Genomic DNA, 20551 nt, shown 5'->3' with positions numbered 1-20551 from the left:
ACGATGATCCCGGTTTCTTTCGCCCAGCAGCGGCTCTGGTTCCTGAGCGAGCTGGAGGGCCCGAACGCCACCTACAACATCCCGCAGGGCCTGCGGCTCACCGGCACCCTCGACATCGCGGCGCTGGACGGCGCCCTGCGCGACGTGGTGACCCGCCACGAGGTGCTGAGGACAGTGTTCCCGGCGGTCGACGGGCAGCCGTGGCAGAACATCCGGGACGCCGAGTCGGTGGGCTCGCTGCTGACCGTGGTCGACGCCACCGCCATGACCGAGCCGGAGTTGACCGCCGAACTGGCCGGCGCCGCTCGCTGCGTCTTCCGCCTCGCCGAGGAACTCCCGCTGCGCGCCTGGCTGTTCTCGCGCGGCGAGGCCGAGCACGTGCTGCTGCTGGTGGTGCACCACATCGCCGGTGACGGCTGGTCGATGGGCCCGCTCGCCCGGGACGTCTCCAGCGCCTACCGGGCCCGCCTGGCCGGCACCGCGCCCGACTGGGACGAACTGCCCGGCCAGTACGCCGACTACGCGCTCTGGCAGCGCGAGCTGCTCGGCGAGGAGGACGACCCGGAGAGTCTGCTCATCGAGCAACTCGCCTACTGGCGGCAGGCGCTGGCCGAGCTGCCCGAGGAGCTCGCGCTGCCCTTCGATCGGCCCCGCCCGCCCGTCGCCGGCCACCGCGGCGGCACCGTGGAGTTCCAGGTGCCCGCTGAACTCCACCGGGGGATCACCGAACTGGCCCGCGCCAAGGGCTGTACCCCGTTCATGGTGCTGCAGGCGGCGCTCGCCGTGCTGCTGTCCGGGTTCGGCGCCGGCACCGACATTCCGATCGGCACCGCGGTCGCCGGCCGGATGGACGAGGGCCTCAACGACCTGGTGGGCTTCTTCGTCAACACCCTGGTGCTGCGCACCGACTTGGCCGGCGCGCCGAGCTTCATCGAGCTGCTGGGCCGGGTGCGTGAGACCAGCCTGCGCGCGTTCGAGCATCAGGATGTGCCGTTCGAGCGGCTGGTGGAGGAGTTGTCGCCGGTCCGGTCGATGGCCCGTCACCCGCTCTTCCAGGTGATGCTCTCCTTGCAGAACAACGCCCAGCCCGTGCTGGACCTCCCGGGCCTCACCGCCAAGTCGGTGGCCGGCGGGCCGGCCCCGGCCAAGTTCGACCTCAACTTCACCTTCTGCGAGAAGTTCGGCACGGCAGGCGCCCCCGCCGGCCTGACGGCCAGCGTGGTCTTCGCCCGCGACCTGTTCGACGAGCAGACCGCCGAGCGGATCGGCACCGGCTTCGTCCGGGTACTGCGGGAGCTGCTGGCGGCACCGGAACGCCGGATCATCGACGTCGAGTTGATGGCCGAGGAGGAGCGCGAGCTCGTCCTGACGGGCTGGAACGACACGGCGGTCGGGGTCGAGCCGTCGACGTTGCCGGGGTTGTTCGCGGCGCGGGTGGCTGCGACGCCGGATGCGGTGGCGGTGGTGGCCGAGGGCCTCGAGCTGACGTATGCGGAGCTGGATGCGCGGGCGAATGCTGTGGCGCGGCGCCTGGTCGAGCACGGCGTGCGCGCGGAGTCGGGTGTCGCGGTGCTGATGGAGCGCTCGGCGGATCTGGTGGTGGCGCTGCTGGGTGTGGTGAAGGCGGGCGGGTGCTATGTGCCGCTGGACAGCCGCTACCCGTTGGCGCATCGGCAGGCGATCGTGTCCGAGACGGGCGCGAAGGTGGTGCTCACCGATGCTGGACTGCGGGAGCAGGCCAAGGAGTTGGGCCTGACCATGCTGACGGTCGACGCGACGACTGCCGAGCCGGTCGACGTTCCGTGCTCCCCGCGCCAGTTGGCGTATGTGATGTACACCTCCGGCTCGACCGGTCGCCCCAAGGGTGTGGCGGTGACGCATGCGGACGTGGCGGCGCTGGCGCGGGACCGGCGGTTCGCGGGTGCGGGGTTTGAGCGGGTGCTGCTGCACTCGCCGTACTCTTTCGACGCGTCGACGATGGAGCTGTGGGTGCCGTTGCTGACCGGGCGTCGGGTCGTGGTGATGCCGGCCGGTGATGTCACGGCGGTCTTGCTCGCCGAGGTGGTCTCCTCGTTCGGGGTCACGGCGCTGTGGTTGACGGCGGGGCTGTTCGCCGTGGTGGTGGAGGAGGATCCGGGGTGTCTGGCCGGGGTGCGTGAGGTGTGGGCCGGTGGTGACGTGCTGTCGCCGGTGGCTGTGGCCCGGGTGCGGGCGGCCTGCCCGGACATCGTGGTGGTGAACGGGTACGGGCCGACCGAGGCCACCACGTTCGTCGCCACGCACACCGTGGTGGACGGCGAGGGCGCGCTGCCGGTCGGGCGGCCGCTCGACAACATGCGCGCCTACGTGCTGGATGTCGCGTTGCGCCTGGTGCCGGTGGGTGTGGCGGGTGAGTTGTATGTGGCGGGTGCGGGGTTGGCGCGTGGGTACGTGGCGCGCTCGGGGCTGACGGCTGAGCGGTTCGTCGCCGATCCGTACGGGCCGGCGGGTGGCCGGCTGTACCGCACCGGAGACCTGGCGCGGTGGAACGCCGACGGCGAGCTGGAGTACGCGGGTCGTGCGGATGATCAGGTGAAGATCCGTGGTTTCCGGATCGAGCCGGGTGAGGTCGAGGCGGTGGTGGTCGGGCATCCGCAGGTCGCGCAGGCGGTGGTGGTGGTGCGTGAGGACGTGCCGGGTGACAAGCGTCTGGTGGCCTACGTGGTGCCGGCCGTTGATGGTACGGGCGAGGAACTGGCGGCCGTGGTGGCTGCTTTCGCGGCCGAGTGGTTGCCGCAGTACATGGTCCCGGCCGCGGTCGTGGTCATGGACGCGCTGCCGCTGACCGTCAACGGCAAGGTGGACCGCAAGGCCCTGCCCGCCCCGGACCACACGGGCCTGGCCGGCGCGGGCCGGGCACCGGCGACGGTGCGGGAGGAGCTTCTGTGCCAGGCGTTCGCCGAGGTCCTGGGACTCGATCGAGTCGGTGTCGATGACGACTTCTTCGCGCTGGGTGGTCATTCGCTGTTGGCGATGCGGTTGGTGAGCCGGGTGCGTGCGGTGCTGGGTGTGGAGTTGCCGTTGCGGGTGCTGTTCGAGCGTCCGACGCCGGCCGCGGTCGCGGCGTGGATGGGTGAGGCCGGCGCGGGCCGTGCGGCGTTGGTGCCGGTGGTGCGTCCGGAGCGGGTGCCGCTGTCGTTCGCGCAGCGTCGGCTGTGGTTCCTGGGGCAGTTGGAGGGTCCGAGTGCGACCTACAACATTCCGATGGCGCTGCGGTTGACCGGGGAGTTGGACCGGGAGGCCCTGGCTGAGGCGCTGCGGGATGTGGTGGGTCGGCACGAGGTGCTGCGCACGGTGTTCCCGGTGGTGGATGGTGGGCCGTTCCAGCGGGTGCTGTCGCTGGAGGAGTGCGGCTTCGACGTGCCGGTCGTGGTGGTCGAACCGGACGGGCTGGATGCGGCGGTGGCCGAAGCCTCTGGCTACCTGTTTGATCTGGCCGTGCAGATTCCGCTGCGGGCGACGGTGTTCGAGGTGGCACCGCAGGAGCATGTGCTGGTGGTGCTGGTGCACCACATCGCCAGTGACGGCTGGTCGACCGGTGCGCTGGCGCGGGACATCTCCATGGCGTATACCGCTCGGCTGGAGAGCCGGATGCCCGACTGGGCCGCGTTGCCGGTGCAGTACGCGGACTATGCGTTGTGGCAGCGGGAGGTGCTCGGGAGCGAGGACGATCCGGGCAGTGTGCTGTCCGGGCAGGTGGCGTATTGGCGCGAGGCGTTGGCGGGGGTGCCGGAGGAGGTGGAGCTGCCGGTGGACCGTCAACGCCCGGCGACGGCTTCGCACCGCGGTGAGAGTGTGGAGCTGGCCGTGTCCGCGCAGACGCACCAGCGACTGGCGGCGCTGGCCCGGGAGCGGGGGGCGACCTTGTTCATGGTGCTGCAGGCGGCGTTGGCGGTGACGTTGAACCGCCTGGGGGCGGGGGTGGACATCCCGATTGGTTCCGCGATCGCCGGGCGCACCGATGAGGCGCTCAACAACCTGGTCGGGTTCTTCGTCAACACCCTGGTGATCCGGACCGACCTGTCCGGTGACCCGACCTTCGACGAGGTGCTGGAGCGGGTGCGGGAGACCAGCCTGCGCGCGTTCGAGCATCAGGACGTGCCGTTCGAGAAGCTGGTGGAGGAGTTGTCGCCGGTCCGGTCGATGGCCCGTCACCCGCTCTTCCAGGTCATGCTCACGGTGCAGAACACGGCTTCGGCGGCGTTGGAGTTGCCTGGGTTGCGGCCTGGGGCGCTTGCCGCGGGTGCGCCGGCGGCGAGGTTCGACCTGGACGTGAGTGTTGGTGAGGTCTTTGATGTGCAGGGCAAGCCGGCGGGTATCCGGGGGAGGTTGATCGCGGCTGCGGATCTGTTCGATGCGGGGACGGTGGAGCGTTTCGCGGGTTGGCTGCTGCGGGTCGTCGAGACGGTTGTCGCTGAGCCGCAGACGCGATTGTCGGCGGTGGATGTGCTCGATCCGGCTGAGCGTCGCCTGCTCTTGGAGGAGTGGAACGACACGGCGGTCGAGGTCGAGGTGGCGTCGTCGACGTTGCCGGGGTTGTTCGCGGCGCAGGTGGCGCGGACGCCGGATGCGGTGGCGGTGGTGTCTGAGGGTGTCGAGCTGTCGTATGCGGAGTTGGACGCGCGGGCGAACCGGTTGGCGCATTATCTGCGGTTGCAGGGTGTGGGTGCGGAGTCGCTGGTGGGGTTGTGTCTGCCGCGTGGTGTGGAGATGGTCGTCGCGGTGTTGGGGGTGTGGAAGGCGGGGGCGGCGTATGTGCCGTTGGATCCTGAGTATCCGGCGGAGCGGTTGGCGTTCATGTTGCGGGACAGTGGTGCGTCGGTGCTGGTGGGTGTGGAGGAGGTGCTGGACGAGCTGCGGGTGGGGCGGGTTCGCACGATCGCGGTGGATGAGCCGTTGGTGGTGGGGGCTTTGGCGGGGCAGCCCGTGACGGCTCCTGAGGTCGAGGTGTTGCCTGGGCAGTTGGCGTATGTGATCTATACGTCGGGGTCGACGGGGCGGCCGAAGGGTGTGGCGGTCACGCATGGTGGGTTGGCGAACTATGTGCGGTGGGCGGTTGGGGCGTATGGGATGGAGGGGGGTGGTGGTGCGCCGTTGCATTCGTCGTTGTCGTTCGATTTGACGGTGACGAGTGTGGTGGTGCCGTTGGTGTCGGGTTCGGCGGTGGTGGCGAGTGCGGCTGGTGGTGCGGAGGGTCTGGCTGAACTGCTCAGTGGCCGGGGTCGGTTCGGGTTGGTGAAGGCGGTGCCGGGTCATCTGCCGCTGCTGGCCGAGTTGGTGTCGGACGAGCAGGCTGCGGGTTCGACGCGTCGTCTGGTGGTGGGTGGTGAGGCGCTGCACGGTGCTGATGTGCGGGCGTGGTTGGCGCGGGTTCCGGGTTCGGTGGTGGTGAACGAGTACGGGCCGACCGAGACGGTGGTGGGTTGCTGCGTCTTCGAGCTCACCGCGGGCCAGGACATTGCCGATACGGTGCCGATCGGTCGTCCGATCGCCAACACGCGTCTGTATGTGCTGGATGAGTTCCTGCAGCCGGTTCCGGTGGGTGTGCCGGGTGAGTTGTACATCGCGGGTGTGCAGTTGGCGCGCGGGTATGTGGGTCGTGCCGGTTTGACGGCTGAGCGGTTCGTGGCCTGCCCGTTCGGCAGCGGCATGGGGGTCCCCCCGGCCGAAGGCTGGGGGAGGATGTACCGCACGGGTGACCGGGTCCGCTGGAACGCCGATGGCAGGCTGGAGTATCTGGGTCGTGCGGATGATCAGGTGAAGCTCCGTGGTTTCCGGATCGAGCCGGGTGAGGTCGAGGCGGTGGTGGTCGGGCATCCGCAGGTCGCGCAGGCGGTGGTGGTGGTGCGTGAGGACGTGCCGGGTGACAAGCGTCTGGTGGCCTACGTGGTGCCGGCCGTTGATGGTACGGGCGAGGAACTGGCGGCCGTGGTGGCTGCTTTCGCGGCCGAGTGGTTGCCGCAGTACATGGTCCCCGCCGCGGTCGTGGTCATGGACGCGCTGCCGCTGACCGTCAACGGCAAGGTGGACCGCAAGGCCCTGCCGGCCCCGCAGTATGCCGTGAGTGCGAAGGCTCCCGACGGCGCCGGCTCGCTCAGTGCCCTCGAACAGACCGTGTGCGAGGCGTTCGCGAAGGTGCTGGGGTTGGAGAGCGTCGGGCTCGACGACGAGTTCTTCGCCCTGGGCGGGCACTCGCTGCTGGCGGTGTCGCTGGTGGAGGAGCTGCGGTCGCGTGGTTTGTCGGTGACGGTGCGCGACCTGATGACCAACCCGACTGTGGCGGGACTGCTCAGCAGGCTGTCCTTGTCGTCGGTCAAGGACGCGCTCGGCGGCATGCTTTCCATCCGGTCGAGCGGCAGCAAGTCGCCGTTCTTCTTCGTGCATCCCGGAAGCGGGTCGAGCTGGTGCTACCTGCCGCTGGCCCGGTACATCCCGCAGGAGTATCCGCTCTACGGGCTGCAGGCCGACGGGCTCGACGGCACGAGTGAACTCGCAACCTGTGCCGTGGAGATGGCCGCGGCGTACATTGAGCAGATTCGTTCCGTGCAGCCGAGCGGCCCCTACCATCTGGTGGGTTACTCCTTCGGGGGGACGATGGCGCATGAGATCGCGGTGCAACTCCAGGCTGCGGGTGAGCAGGTGGCCGCGCTGGTCATTCTGGACACCTTCCCGGCGGAGCAGGACGCGGATCCCGCCGCGGTCGGCGAGGCATCCCGCAACGCTGGGGAGGCGGACCGGTCCGACGACCCGGCGAGCTCGTCGGCGTCCGGCGAGAACGACGTGCGCGCCCAGAGACTCCGGGAGCTCCGGGCGGATATGGGCGCTGTCCTCGGCGGGATCTCGGACGAGGAGCTGAGCCGCGTCCTGCGCGTCTTCGAGAACAACAGCCAGCTGCGGGTGGAGCACCGGACCGGTCGGTTCGGCGGGGATGCCCTGGTGGTGGTCGCGGCGGAGGGCAAGGCGACCGATGTGCCGTGGGCGCAGCGGTGGGAGCCGTACATCTCCGGGGAGATCACTGAGGTGAGCCTTCCCTTCGCGCACGCCGACATGATGCGGCCTCACACGCTGGGCCAGGTGTGGGCCGCCGTCGAGGGGTGGCTGGGCTCGGGCCGGTCGTAGCGGTCTCCTACGGGCGCAGCGGTAGGCACGCCGCAAGCGAAGGGGAGGGCCGTCATCCGCACCGCGGGTGGCGGCCCTCCCCTTCGCTTGCCGTCCTCACCGACAGGCGGCCGGTCATGGCCGGCGCGAAGCGAAACGAGCTGATCCATTGGAGAGCGGGATGCCGGGAAGCCGGCCCGTCCCGTTCGGGAAGGGGCCGTCGGAAAAGGACCCGCACCACGGGCACCTCGTCGGCGGCCTACTCCACTCTGTGAGGGCCGGGGGTGAGATTCCCCTCGGCCACTCAGCGTGGGGCGCTGGTGCGGCAATGCCCCCGCGGTGGGCTTGGGCTCCGGTCCGGGCCGAGCCTGGTCACGCCCGAGTCAGAGCCCAGGTCGCGGCCGGGTCGTCGGACGGCGCGGGCTCGGGGCCGGCGGGAACGCCGAAGCGCGGGTGCCGAGGCTGTGATACAGCCTCGGCGCCCGCGCTGTTGGTCCGAGAGCCCCCGGAGGGCGTCAGCGGGAACTGAACGCCCCGGAGAGGGCCGGGATGTAGGTCGGAATCCGACTCCAGACCTCCGGCGTGTAGAAGTGGCCGCCGGGCAGGACGTCGTGCCGGAAGTCACCGGTCGTGAGGTCCCGCCAGTACTCGCCGGCGTTGGGCTCGATCACCGTGTCCGTCTCGCCGGTCAGGACCTGCAGCGGCACACTGACCTTCGAGCCGGGAACGTAGTGGAAGGTGTCTCGGACCCGGATGTCGGCCCGCATCAGCTCGACCGCGAGTTCCTGCAGGTCCGGGTCGTTGACGACGTGCTCGGGCAGCATCCCGTGCATGGTCATCCAGCCGAGCAGCTGCTCGTCGGTGTCCTGCTGAGTCGGGGACCCGTCCTGGGCGGTCAGTCCGCGGTTGGCCGCGTTGGCGGAGGACACCACGAGCGCCTCGGGCGCGGGGCCGCCGAGCTGCTCGATGCGCACGGTGACGTCGAAGGCCATCCAGCCGCCCATGCTGTGACCGAGGAGCACATAGGGGCCCTCGGCCGCGGCGGAGAGCACGGCCTGGGTCGTGTCGTCGGCGAGGGCGTCCCAGGTCTGGGCGAAATCCTCCATGAAGCGGCCTTCCCGGCCCGGGTAGCAGATGGCGGCGAGGTCGACGTCCGGAGGGAGGACGCCGCCCCACTGGTGGTACTGCCCGGTGCCGCCGCCGCAGAAGCCGAGGCAGATCAGGGTGCGGGCGGCATTCTCCGTTCGGCGGGATCGGACGACGATGAGGTCCTGGGCGGTGGCCATGGGTGGGATCCCTTGCGATGTGATGGGTCAGGGGGTCTCGGGAGCTGCGGCGAGCTTGGCCTCGACGTACCCGGCCAGTTCGCGCAACTGCGGGTGCTGGTACACCTCTTTGGTCCGCACGGCCAGGCCGAGCTCGCGCTTGAGCCGGCTGATGACGCGCAGCGCGACGAGCGAGTGGCCGCCCAGTGCGAAGAAGTTGTCGTCGGCGCTGATCCGGTCCCGGCCCAGGACCTTCGACCAGACCTCGGCGAGCAGCTTCTCGACCGTTCCCTGGGGCTCGACGAACTGCTCGGCGGGTGCCGCATGCGGCGCGGGCAGTACCTCCCAGTCGACCTTGCCGTTGACGGTCAGCGGAATGGCGTCGACCGCCACGAAGACCGAAGGGACCATGAACTCGGGGAGCACTGCCGCGCAGTGGTCGCGCAACTCCGCGCCGGTCGGCGGCTCGTCGGCGACGTAGTAGGCCACCAACTGGTCACCGAGCGCGGGGTCCCGGTAGCCGGTCAGCACGGCGGTGGTCACCCGGGGGTGCGAGGAGACCGCGTCCTCGACCTCGCTGAGTTCGATCCGGAAGCCGCGGATCTTGACCTGGCGGTCGACCCGGCCGATGAAGTCCAGCGAACCGTCGGCTCGCAGGCGGACCAGGTCTCCAGTGCGGTACATCCTCCCTCCTTGCCCGCCGCCGGGCAGGAAAGGCCCGTTGCCGTTCGCCGCGAACGGGTCGGCGACGAAGCGCTCGGCGGTCAGGGCCGACCGGTTGAGGTAGCCCAGGGCCAGGCCCTCGCCTGCCAAGTACAGCTCGCCCGTCTCACCGGGAGCGGTCACCTGCCGGAGGTCGTCTCCGACCACGTACGCCCGGGTGCCCGGCAGCGGGTGGCCGATGTGCGCTCCCCCACCGGTGATCCAGGCACTGGTGGCGTCCACGGTGCACTCGGTCGGACCGTAGAGGTTCACCGCTTCGAGCAGCCCGTTCGCGGTCGCCTTGGATATCTCCTGCCAGGTCCGCTCCGGCACCGGCTCCCCGCCCATGAACAGACGCGGCAGCGGGCCGTCGGCACCGCTGTCCAGCAGGCAGGTCCGCACCAGCTCCCAGTGGGAGGGGGTGAGGTCGAGGTCCTGGATGCCGTACGCGTCGAGCAGGGTCCGGAGCTGGACGGGATCGGTGCGCTGGTCCTCGTCGAGGATGGCGATGGTGTCGCCGCGGCAGATCCGCGCCCACTGCTTCACCGAGGCATCGAAGGAGACACTGGCGTTCCAGCCGACGACCCGCGGCTCTTCGGCGTAGACGCCGGCCCGCTCCAGGGCCGTGACCAGGTCTGCGACGGATCCCCGTCCGACCTGGACGCCCTTGGGCCGACCGGTTGAGCCCGAGGTGTAGATCACGTACGCCGGGTCGAGCGGATTGGCGGCCACCGGCCCCGAGCCGGCGGCTTCGGGGGCGCCGGTCGCGGAGTCCGGGTCGACGACGTCGAGGCCGGATGCCCCCAGGACGTGGTCGGGGGCGCCCAGCAGTACCCGGATGCCGGCGTCCTTGGCCATGAACTCCAGGCGGTCCACCGGATAGCGGGGGTCCAGCGGGAGGTAGGCCGCACCCGCCCGCCACACCGCGAGCAGCGACACGACCAGCTGGGTGCTGCGCGGCAGGCTGACCCCGACCAGGTCGCCGGCGCCGATGCCACGGGCGGCCAGCGCGCCGGCGAGCTGTGCGGTCCGCCGGTCGAGCTCGGCGAAGGTGAGCTCACCGTCGGCGCCCCGTACGGCGATCCGGTCCGGGGCGTGCTGTGCGGTAGCGCGGAAGCGTGCTACCAGGTCAACCGGCTTCTGGGCGAGGTCAGTCACGGGAACGGGCTCCTTGTGCACAGGAATGGGGCATGGCGCGGCCACTGGACCGACCCGGTCTGACGGCGCCGCTCAGGTTCAGGCGAACGCGGGCGCGGGCTCGACGGTCGGCCGGCACTCGGAGAGCTCGACCGGGTCGCCCATGGCCACCACGATCTTCCGGTCGCCGCGGAACGGATCCCGGCCGTGTGCGGTCAGGATGTTGTCGACCAGCATCACGTCGCCCGGCTGCCAGGTCTCGCGCACCGTGGCCGCGTCATAGGCCGCCTGGATGGCCTGGAGGTCCTGGTTGCTCAGCGCGGCCCCGTCACCGAACTCGGTGTTGAACGGAAGACCGTCGCGTCCGAACTCATCGACCAGTGCCTCCCGCAGCTCCTCTTCCAGCGCCCACTCGTTCCAGAAGAGCAGGTGGTTGAACCACACCTCCTCGCCACTCGACGGGTGGGTGATGATGCCGGGACGGATCTGGCTCGTCTTCAGGGTGCCGTCGTCGTACCACTGGTGGCCGATGAGGTTGCCCGCGCAGTAGCGCGCGACCTCGTCCACGTCATCGGTGGCGAACGCGGTCTGCCAGTCGGTGGAAATGTGCTCGGAGTAGCTGCGCGAGAGTCGCCACCCGGCGGTCCGGATCTTCTCGACCACCTGATCGGGGAGCGCGTCGAGGACCTTCCGGCAGTCCGCGACGGGCGTCGCCCCGCCCTGCGCTGGTGCGATCAGGCAGCCGAACAACAACCGGCCGGGGAAGGTCAGCGTGTAGCTGTTCTCGTTGTGCATCCGGATCGACTGCGCGGCCGGGAGGTCCGTCGAAGAGAAGACATCGTCGCCGAGCCGGCTGCGGGGAGTGGTCTTCTCCCGGTACGGCGTCCGCTCGCTGATGAGCACGTCTCGGATCTGCGCGAAGTCCTCGATGGTCGCCATCGGCAGACCACGCAGGTAGATCGCGCCGTATTCCCGCAGAGCCGCGGTCAGTTGCGGACGGACATCCTCGAGCCATGCGCGGACCTGTGTCATCCCGGTGAGACCGGCGACCTGCGTTATGGCCGGCTTGCCCTCAACAGCCTGCCATTTCAGCGTATGTGACATTGAATCAGGTCCTCTCCAGTTCCTTGGACCGGTTATCGTCCCAACGATAGGAGGATCGGTTGCGCCACGTTAAGGCGTTCAACGGCTGATCGGCAGGCCGTTGCTGCAGGCCGCAAGGTCGAGCGGCTCACCGACCGCGAGCTAGAGGTCCTGACCCTGATCGGGCGCGGCATGTCCAACAGCGAGATCTCCGCCCACCTGTACATCAGCGCGGCCACCACCAAGAGCCATGTGGCGCGCCTGCTCGCCAAGCTCGATGCACGCGACCGGGTGCAGCTCGCCATCGCCGCCCATGAGGCGAAGATCGTCCCGCCGCCCGAGTGACGCCCCGGTCGCCACCGACCGAACCGGGAGCCCTGGTCCACCGGCTGCGGACCAGGGCTCCCGCGTTCTGCCCGGTGCTCTCAGCGCGACATGGCGACCAGGACCCGGCGGCTTCCGGCGAACGCCCTGCGCCCGTGTGCGACGGCGACGTTGTCGATGACCAGGACGTCGCCCTGCCGCCAGTCGACGTCAACGGCCAGCGCCAGTCCCTTCTCGCGGATCTCGAGCACGTACTCGTCGGGGATGGGGGAGCCATCGGCGAAGGTCACCGACTGCGGCAGCTCGTCCGCGGGGACGATGGCCGCGAGCTCGCGCATGGTCTCCTCGCCCAGCGTCGCGGGGTGCCACTGGTCCGCCTGGTTGAACCAGACGTCCTCACCGGTGACCGGGTGCCGGAGCGTCGAGGGCCGGACCTGACGCGTCCGCAGCGCATTGCCGGCGGTCCACTCCCAGCTCGCGCCCGCCTCGGCCAGCAGCTTCTCGACCTCCGCCCGGTCGTCCGTCTCGAACGTCGCCTGCCAGCTCTTGCCGAAGCCCCTGCCACCGTGCAGGTACTGCCGGTAGCAGACACCGCCGCTGAAGTCCGCACGGATCCGTTCGTCGAGTGCCGACAGCCAGGAGGCGCCGTCCAGCAGCGGAGTGGCCCCTCCCGCGGTAGCCGGCTGTACGCAGCAGAAGAGCAGCCGGGAGGGCCAGGCGTGGGCGTAGGAAAGCTCGCTGTGCATGGAGATCGCGTACTCGGGCGGGTACTCCGTCGAGGTGTAGACGTTGTCGGAGACCTTGGTCCTGGGCGTGTTGCCGTGCACGTACGCGAGGCGCTCCGGCAGCAGGGCGGGCGTCACGTCCGCCAAGGACGCCTCGGTGACGTCGAAACCCCGGAACAGCAGGGCCTGGTGACGGCCCAGCAGTTCGCCGACGGCGACCGAGTCGAGGTACTCCATCAGTCCCCGGGCGGTCGCGCTGGCGCCGGTGCTCTCGGGCGTGAACCGTTGCGGTGCCCAGCCCTGCTGAACGCTCATGGGGGATATCTCCTTGGTGGTTGGGGCGTTGGGCGTCGGGTCGTTCAACCTACGGGGCGCCACAGTTGGACGCACCGGTTCGGTTCGGCCGCCTGCCGGGAGCGCGGGCCGTGCCAATAGCCCGGGGCGAATGTTCGGCGACGTTCAACCGGCGCGCCAACGCAGTTGAACGGTGGCCGTGGTGAGCATCAGGGATTGATCAGTCGTGCGGGCCTGCACCATGGTGAAGCGAGGCGGCATGGTGAAACTGGGGCTCTTGGGCATCTGGAGGCTGGTGCGGATGGCCTGACACGGCTTGTCGGTGGAGTCCCGTCCAGGAGCCCGATCGAGGCGAAGAAGAAGTGGCGCCCCTGCTGTTGGGCCGGCCTGCTGAGGCAGCCCGCCAGCAGGGGTCTGGCATTGCGGCGAGTTCTGGCCCGTACGGCGCGAAGCGCCGGTTCGAGCAGGCGCTGCTCCATCTCGCGGTCCCACGCATCCGGGGGCCGTGGACTATGAACTGACTTTTCATCATATACCTGATGAGAGAGGGACTTCGATGACTGATCGGGGAGTGGGTGTGCGGGTGTCGGGTGAGGACATCGAACGGTGGTTGATGGAGCGGGTGTCCTATTACCTGGAGACGCCGGTGGGGGAGATCGATCCGGGTGTCTCGCTCGCCGAGTACGGGTTGGAGTCGGTGTACGCCTTCGCGTTGTGCGGGGACATCGAGGACAAGTTGGGTGTGACCGTGGAGCCGACCCTGGTGTGGGATGTCGACACGGTTGCGGCTCTGACCGTTCACCTGGCCGGCCTGGTGGCCGAACTGCCCTCGGTCTGAAGGGCCTTCAGGGCATTGACGCCTTGAAGGGCTTCTAGTGTCCTGTGTCCGAGATTCGTCGGCCGGGTGCCATAGTTGTCTGTCGCAGATCAGGTGGACTTCCAGGCCGCCGGGGACCTCCAGGGTGCGGCAGTGCCGTCCACAACTCGCGATTGCTCGATGAACCGGCCTACCAGGGCGGTCAGTTGACCAGTGCCCTGGCCCTGAGCCGACCTACCGGCTGCGACCCGCCGTACCTGATGCGGCACGAGCCGTGGTCGGTCCCCGAACGCCCCGTCGCTGCGGCGGATTGCCCCGAGGCTCCGGTGATCAGCCAACCGGGCTGCAGACCGCTTCCCGCGCCACCCGCTGCCCCGGCACCCGCTTCGCGCGCGGGCCCGGCCGCCCTTGGCCGTCCGACCGCATCCCTGCGACGGAGGCCACGGCCCTGCAGGCGTCCGGTGGGAGGACGCATGGGCTCCACCCCGTCGCCTAGTGTGAGACCGCCGCGCTCCCGGAACACCCCCGTGCCGGGGGCGCGGCATCCACCTCCGACGGTCCTCGTCCAACTGGCGCACGGCGATGGTTGAACACCCGTGCTGATCATTTGCACCGGGTTGAACGCCCGCACCATCGCCGGCGGCTGGGGCATAGTGGTCTGCGCCGCCAGGAACCGACGGAGTTCGGCGAGGCAGGACGTCAGGACGTCAGGACGTCAGGACGTCAGGACGTCAGGACGCCTGGACGCCTGGACGCCTGGACCGGATCGAGGAACCGCGGGCAGAGCTGCGGCCGAACTGCCTGATCGCGACAGTCGAGAACGACACCACTCAGCCGCGCGGCGGGCGCCGCCGTGCATGTCCGCGCGCCGCCCAGATCGACGCAGCGCCAAGCCCAAGGGGAAGCAATGGCCTTCGAGGTGACCGGCTACCGGAACCTCGGCGACGCGTTCGCCGCGAGCGTCGCCCAACACCCCGACAAGACCGCGGTCACCATCTACCGCAGCTCCGCCGAGGCCGTGCACGAGAGCCTGAGCTACGCCGAACTCGCCCGCCGGGCCGGCCTGCGCGCCGCCGACCTGGCGCAGCACCTGGCACCCGGCGAGCGCGTCCTCATCGCGCTGCCCACCGGCACCGAGTTCGTCGAGCTCTACCTCGCCTGCCTGCTGTCCGGTCTCACCGCCGTGCCCGCCCCGCCGGCGACCGGCTCCAGCAGTGCCGCCCAGCGCGTCGCCGCGATCGCCGCGGACTGCACCCCAGGACTGGTGTTCGCCGACGCCGGGGACCTCGACACCCTCACCGAGCGCTTCCACGCGCAGGGCCTGGGTCGCGTCCCCGTCCGGGCCGCCGCCCCCGTGCCGGCCGGTGAGGCAGCCCCAGCGGCGCTCCGCGGCCGCCACGCCGACCATGACTCGCTCGCCGTCCTCCAGTACAGCTCCGGCTCCACCGGCACCCCGAAGGGCGTGATGCTCGCTCACGGGAACGTCCAGGCGAACCTCGCGGCCATGTACTCCGTCGTGGGCCTGAACGGTGACGACTCGTTCGGCAGCTGGATGCCGCTGCACCACGACTTCGGTCTCTTCGTTCAGCTCAGCGGCGCACTCTTCTGCGGCGCAACATCGGTCCTGATGCCGCCGACGGTGTTCGCCCGCAGGCCCGTCGAGTGGTTCCGGATGATGAGCGAACTCCGGACCACCGCCAGCTCCGCCCCCAACTTCGCGTACGGCACCGCGCTGCGCCTCATCAAGGACGAACACCTCGAAGGGCTCGACCTGTCACCGCTGCGCTTCCTGATCAACGGTTCCGAGCCGATCCATGCCCCCACCATCGCCGCGTTCACCAAGCGATTCGCGCAGATCGGCCTGCGTCCCGAAGCCCCCACGGCCGGCTACGGCATGGCCGAGGTCACCGTCTACGCCAGCGGCACCCCCATGCAGCTCCCGCCGACCGTCCTGGTCGTCGACGCCCAGCGCCTCGCCGACGCGGACCACCCCGCGCTGGTTCCCGCCCGTGACGGCCGCGGCAAGGAGATCACCGGCGTCGGACGCCCCGAGGCCTTCGACGCCCTCATCGTCGACCCCGCCACCCTGCGCCCCCTGTCCGCCGGCGAGGTCGGCGAGATCTGGCTGCGCGGCGACAGCGTCGGCCGCGGCTACTGGGGCAAGCCCGACCTCACCGCCCGTGCCTTCCACGCCCGCCCCGCCGGTGGTGACGACGCCGAACCCGGCTGGCTGCGCACCGGCGACCTGGGTGCCCTGGTGGACGGCGAGCTGTTCATCACCGGTCGGCTCAAGGAGGTGATGATCGTCCACGGCCGCAACTTCTACCCGCACGACCTCGAACACGAGGCGCGCGCCGCCCACCCCGCGCTGGAGAGGTTCGTCGGCGCCGCCTTCGGCGTCCAGGCCCCCGACGAGCGGATCGTGCTGGTGCACGAGGTCAGCCCGACCGTATCGGCCGAGGAACTGCGCGCCGCCGCGGCAGCCGTCATCCGCCGCCTCACCGCCGCCACCGGTGCGCCGGTCCGCAACGTCCTGCTGGTGCGGCGCGGCACCGTCGACCGCACCACCAGCGGCAAGATCCAGCGCGCCGCGATGCGCGACCGCTTCCTGGCCGGCGCGATCACCGCTCTGCACACCGAACTCGAATCAGCGGTACGGCAGCTGACGGCAGGAGCCGAAGCCCTGTGACGCCCACCCGCACCGGCACCGCACACGGGGATCGTGAACCGGTTGGCCGTGGCTGCAGGCCGAGTACGGGCTCACGGGCGCGGATCGGGTGCTGCGGAAGACACCGTTCTCGGCGGCCACTCGCTGCTGGCCACGCGACTGGTGGGCCGACTGCGCGGCGACCCCGGAGTGAACCTGCCGATGCCGACCCTGTTCGAGATGCCGACCCCGGCCGGGCTCGCCGCCTGGCTTGCCGATCAGACCTCCGGCCCGAAGAAGGCCAGGCCCGCGCTGCGACCGATGCGCAAGCAGGAGGAGTCCCGGTGATACCGCTGTCGTTCTCGCAAAAAGCCGGCTCTGGTTCCTTGCGCAGCTCCAAGGACCGAACGCGACCTACAACAACCGCATGGTGCTGCGCCTGACCGGCAAGTTGGACCATCGGGCGCTCAGCGCGGCCCTGCGGGACGTGATCGGGCGCCACGAGGTGCTGCGCACCACGTTCCCACTGGTCGCCGCGCGGTGTGACACGGACGGTTCCACGGTGCGCCGTTGGCGGACGCGCTTTCTGCGGGACCGGCTGGATGGCCTGTGCGATGAGCCGCGTCCCGGAGTGGCGCGCACCCTCACCGACGCCCAGGTGGAAGTGGTGGTGGTGCGTACCCTCGAAGAGGTTCCCGCGGGCGGTACGCACTGGTCGAAACGGGAGTTGGCCCGTCAGGTGGGGATCTCGCCCACCAGCGTGCACCGCATCTGGCGGTCCTTCGGCCTTAAGCCCTGGCGGTCCGAGGAGTTCAAGATCTCCCCGGACCCGCTGCTGATCGACAAGATCCGGGACGTGGTCGGGCTCTGTCTGGCACCGCCGGCCCACGCGGTGGTCCTCTCTGTCGACGAGAAACCGCAGATCCAGGCGCTGGAGCGGACCGCGCCGGTATTGCCGATGCTGCCCGGGATGCCCGAGTTGCACTTCACCCCGACCTACTCATCGTGGATCAACCAGGTCGAGCGGTGGTTCGCCGAGTTGCAACGACGCTGTCTGGATCGTGGCGTCTTCTGCTCACTCGACGATCTCAAGACCGCACTCGACGAATGGATCAAGATCTGGAACGAGACCGCCCGCCCCTTCAAGTGGGCCAAGACCGCCGACCAGATCATCGACCGGATCTGCCACTACTGCGACAGGATCTCCGGACCAGCTCACCAGTACGTGGCTCGCACCCCACCCCGGGGAGGCGAACTGGCCCTCTCAAGGTAGAGCGGCGGCCGCTGCCGAGGCGTCATCCCGCGGACGGAACGCCGCCGTCATCCCATGGACGGAAGGGTGTCGCCCGGTGTGTGCTCAACTGCGTCACCGCGGCGGTTGAACACCCGCGGGGCGGGTGTCCGCGGTCGGTGACGCTTGATCGCCGCAGCGCTGCGATGCCATCGTGAGCCGCGGCGCAGCAGGGGTGAGCCGCCCACAACAGCCTCTCCTGGAAGCAGAGTTGGAACGAGGTCACCGGCGAAGCGGCCACCCGGGACCGCTCCCGCGCCGCGCGGGGCGTGTGTGTCGCCCCCTACGAGAAGGGGCTCGTCATGCCATTCGTGAGCACCAACGGCATCCGGCTCTCCTACCAGCGGTCGGGGAGCGGTGTGCCCGTCCTGCTGATCATGGGGTCCTCGGCCTCGGGCCGGGTGTGGACCCTGCACCAGACACCGGCCCTGAATCGTGCCGGGTACGAGACGGTCGCCTTCGACAACCGGGGCGTTCCCCCGTCCGACGCGCCTGGGGGCGACTACGCGCTCGCCGACCTGGTGGCCGACACCAAGGGCCTCATCGAGCGGCTCGAGCTGGGACCCTGTCACCTTGTGGGAACCTCGCTGGGCTCCATGGTCGCCCAGGAGCTGGCGCTCGCCGCGCCCGAACTGGTCCGTTCGGCGGTGCTGATCGCCAGCAGGGCCCGGTCGGACACCTTCCGGCGGGCCCAGCTCGCCGCGGACAAGGCGCTGCGGGAGAGCGGGGTGCGGTTGCCCGCCGACTACGAGGCGGTCAAGACGGTCGCCGAGATGTTCTCGCCGGCGACGCTCAACGACGACGTCGCCGTCGGCCCGATGCTGGAACTCTTCGAGCTGGCCGGAGGCGGGAACACCGCCGCGGGGCAGGCAGCGGTCGTCGAGCGGCTCGGCGACCGCCGGGAGGCGCTGGGCGGCATCACCGTGCCGTGCCGGGCCATCGCGTTCGCCGACGACCTGATCAGCCCGCCCCACCTGGTCGCAGAGGTGGCCGACGCCATCCCCGGCTGCGACTTCGTGGAGATACCGGACTGCGGCCACCTGGGCTACCTGGAACGCCCGTACGAGGTCAACGCGGCCGTCATCGAGTTCTTCGACAAGTACTGAGCACGCGGCGGCGCGCCATGCGCGGCTGCATGAGAAGCGAGGCGGATGTCCGTGTCGATGATGGGTGGCGCAGGCCCGGCACTGGGCCCGGCAGGGCTGCGGCTGGACGATGAGTCGATCACCCGGCAACGGGTCAGGCCGGGTACGGTGCGCCGGATCATCCCGTATACGAAGAAGTTCCGCTGGTCGCTGCTGCTGCTGATGCTGACCACGGTCGTCAACGCGGGCACCGCGGTCGCCACCCCGCTGATATTGAAAATGATCATCGACGACGGCATCGAGCCGAGGGACCGTTCAGTCGTGGTGGGGCTGTGCCTGGCGGTCGCCGGACTGGCGCTGGTCGACGCCGCGGCGGTGTACGTCCAGAGCTGGTGTTCGGGCCGGGTCGGCGAGGGCATCGTCTACGAGCTGCGCACCCAGGTCTTCGCCCATGTGCAGGAGCAGCCCCTGGCCTTCTTCACCCGGGCACAGACCGGTGCGCTGGTCAGCCGGCTCAACGCCGACGTCATCGGTGCCCGGCAAGCGGTCACCACATTGCTGTCCCAGTCGGTCTCCACGCTCCTGACGCTGGTCCTCGTGCTCGGTGCGATGTTCTACCTGTCGTGGCAGATCACCGTCGCCGCGCTGGTGATGATTCCGCTCTTCCTCGTGCCGGTTCGGCTCATCGCCCGCCGCCTGCAACGGCTCACCCGGGAGACGATGCAGCTCGACGCCGAGATGAGCTCGCTGATGAACGAGCGCTTCAACGTCTCCGGGGCGATGCTCGCCAAGCTCTACGGCCGCTCGACGGACGAGGAGGCGCTGTTCGCGGGCAACGCCGCCCGGGTGCGGGACGTCGCCGCGGTCGGCGTAGTGTGGGGCCGGCTCCTGTTCATCATCGTCAGCGTCCTCACCGCCATGACCACGGCTCTTGTCTACGGCCTCGGAGGCGTCCTCACCATCGACGGGACGCTGGAGATCGGCACCCTGGTGGCCATGGTGACGCTGCTGCTTCGACTGTACGGGCCGATCAACCAGCTGACGACCATGCAGTCGACCGCGATGATCGCCCTGGTCAGCTTCGACCGGGTGTTCGAGGTGCTGGATCTGAAGCCCATCGTCAGCCAAAGCCCCACGGCGCGCGCGCTGCCCGCCGCCGATTCCGCGCCCGACATCGAGTTCGACCACGTCTCATTCCGGTATCCCGTCGCGAAGGAGGTCTCCCTCGCCTCCCTGGAGACCATCGCGCTGCGCAGGCCGGAACGCGCCGACAACGTCCTCACCCTGGACGAACTGACCTTCCGCGCTCCTGCCGGCAAGCTCACCGCCCTGGTCGGCCCGTCAGGAGCAGGCAAGACCACCATCACCCACCTGGTGCCGCGCCTCTACGACCCCAACGAGGGTCGGGTGCGCATCGGCGGCCACGACATCCGCGACCTGACCCTCCAGTCGCTGCGGGACACCGTCGGCGTGGTCACCCAGGACGCGCACCTCTTCCACGACACACTGCGTGCCAACCTGCTCTACGCCCGGCCCGACGCCGACGAGAAGGACCTGACGGAGGCGTGCCGGGCGGCCCTGATCTGGGACACCGTCCAGGCGCTCCCCGACGGCCTCGACACCGTGGTCGGCGACCGGGGGTACCGGCTGTCCGGCGGGGAGAAGCAGCGCATCGCCCTCGCCCGGCTGCTGCTGAAGGCACCGGCCGTCGTGGTCCTCGACGAGGCCACCGCCCATCTCGACTCCGAGTCGGAGGCCGCCATCCAGCGAGCTCTGAAGACCGCGCTGGCCGGCCGTACGTCACTCGTGATCGCCCACCGCCTGTCCACCATCCGCGAGGCCGATCAGATCCTCGTGGTCGAGGCGGGCCGGATCCGTGAGCGCGGAACCCACGCGGAGCTGATCAGCCAGGGCGGGCTGTACGCCGACCTGTACCGCACCCAGTTCGCCGAGCAGGCGCCCGAGGACACCGACGTCGCGTCCGGGGTGCCCCAGCCCGATCTCGTGCCGCCTGTTCAACTGCCGCACGGCCACAGTTGAACAG

General features: G+C 69.9%; 12 protein-coding genes. 8 read left to right on the top strand and 4 right to left on the bottom strand.

Translation table 11 applies throughout. The annotated features are described in order from the left end of the window. The first annotated feature begins 3 nt into the window (after positions 1 to 3). Positions 4 to 7158 (top strand): amino acid adenylation domain-containing protein, encoded by a 7155-nt coding sequence (locus ACFWPS_RS18460; RefSeq protein WP_383706271.1) that lies wholly within the window; start codon positions 4 to 6, stop codon positions 7156 to 7158. Positions 7159 to 7652: 494 nt separating this feature from the next. Here ACFWPS_RS18460 and ACFWPS_RS18455 read toward each other — a convergent pair whose 3' ends face one another. From ACFWPS_RS18455 to ACFWPS_RS18445, 3 genes are all read right to left on the bottom strand, one after another. Beyond that, positions 7653 to 8423 (bottom strand): thioesterase II family protein, encoded by a 771-nt coding sequence (locus ACFWPS_RS18455; protein ID WP_383706269.1) that lies wholly within the window; start codon positions 8421 to 8423, stop codon positions 7653 to 7655. Positions 8424 to 8450: 27 nt separating this feature from the next. Then, positions 8451 to 10262 carry an amino acid adenylation domain-containing protein gene (locus ACFWPS_RS18450; RefSeq protein ID WP_383706267.1) on the bottom strand — a complete coding sequence of 604 codons (1812 nt, stop codon included), beginning with the start codon at positions 10260 to 10262 and terminating at the stop codon, positions 8451 to 8453. A gap of 78 nt (positions 10263 to 10340) precedes the next feature. Continuing rightward, positions 10341 to 11345 (bottom strand): TauD/TfdA family dioxygenase, encoded by a 1005-nt coding sequence (locus ACFWPS_RS18445; protein ID WP_383706265.1) that lies wholly within the window; start codon positions 11343 to 11345, stop codon positions 10341 to 10343. A 3-nt stretch (positions 11346 to 11348) separates the two neighbouring features. Between ACFWPS_RS18445 and ACFWPS_RS18440 the strand changes: the two genes are divergently transcribed. Further along, a complete protein-coding gene (locus ACFWPS_RS18440) occupies positions 11349 to 11669 on the top strand; it encodes a response regulator transcription factor (RefSeq protein ID WP_383706352.1) in 321 nt (106 codons plus the stop codon). A gap of 80 nt (positions 11670 to 11749) precedes the next feature. On the opposite strand, the gene ACFWPS_RS18435 is transcribed toward ACFWPS_RS18440, so the two are convergent. Further along, complete coding sequence (locus ACFWPS_RS18435; RefSeq protein WP_383706263.1) at positions 11750 to 12688, bottom strand: TauD/TfdA family dioxygenase; 939 nt, start codon at positions 12686 to 12688, stop codon at positions 11750 to 11752. 535 nt (positions 12689 to 13223) lie between these two features. Here ACFWPS_RS18435 and ACFWPS_RS18430 point away from each other — a divergent pair. The 6 genes from ACFWPS_RS18430 to ACFWPS_RS18405 all read left to right on the top strand — a co-directional run bounded on the left by ACFWPS_RS18430 (position 13224) and on the right by ACFWPS_RS18405 (position 20547). Beyond that, on the top strand, positions 13224 to 13505 hold the full coding sequence (locus ACFWPS_RS18430) for an acyl carrier protein (RefSeq protein WP_383706260.1): 282 nt from the start codon (positions 13224 to 13226) through the stop codon (positions 13503 to 13505). Positions 13506 to 14391: 886 nt separating this feature from the next. Further along, complete coding sequence (locus ACFWPS_RS18425; RefSeq protein ID WP_383706258.1) at positions 14392 to 16173, top strand: fatty acyl-AMP ligase; 1782 nt, start codon at positions 14392 to 14394, stop codon at positions 16171 to 16173. A 48-nt stretch (positions 16174 to 16221) separates the two neighbouring features. Next, complete coding sequence (locus tag ACFWPS_RS18420; protein WP_383706256.1) at positions 16222 to 16479, top strand: acyl carrier protein; 258 nt, start codon at positions 16222 to 16224, stop codon at positions 16477 to 16479. Beyond that, entirely contained in the window at positions 16403 to 17404 is a 1002-nt protein-coding gene (locus ACFWPS_RS18415; RefSeq protein ID WP_383706254.1) for a helix-turn-helix domain-containing protein, read from the top strand. Before ACFWPS_RS18420 ends, ACFWPS_RS18415 begins: the two co-directional genes overlap by 77 nt. A gap of 320 nt (positions 17405 to 17724) precedes the next feature. Next, positions 17725 to 18528, top strand: coding sequence for an alpha/beta fold hydrolase (locus ACFWPS_RS18410; protein ID WP_383706252.1), 804 nt, complete (start codon positions 17725 to 17727; stop codon positions 18526 to 18528). A 45-nt stretch (positions 18529 to 18573) separates the two neighbouring features. Beyond that, positions 18574 to 20547 (top strand): ABC transporter ATP-binding protein, encoded by a 1974-nt coding sequence (locus ACFWPS_RS18405; protein WP_383706250.1) that lies wholly within the window; start codon positions 18574 to 18576, stop codon positions 20545 to 20547. Positions 20548 to 20551: the final 4 nt, after the last annotated feature.

Source organism: Streptomyces sp. NPDC058457, from assembly GCF_042720695.1.
In the GTDB taxonomy this organism is placed as follows: domain Bacteria; phylum Actinomycetota; class Actinomycetes; order Streptomycetales; family Streptomycetaceae; genus Streptomyces.
The sequence above is the reverse complement of the archived record's forward strand: the minus strand, read 5'-3'. Positions and strand labels throughout refer to the sequence as shown.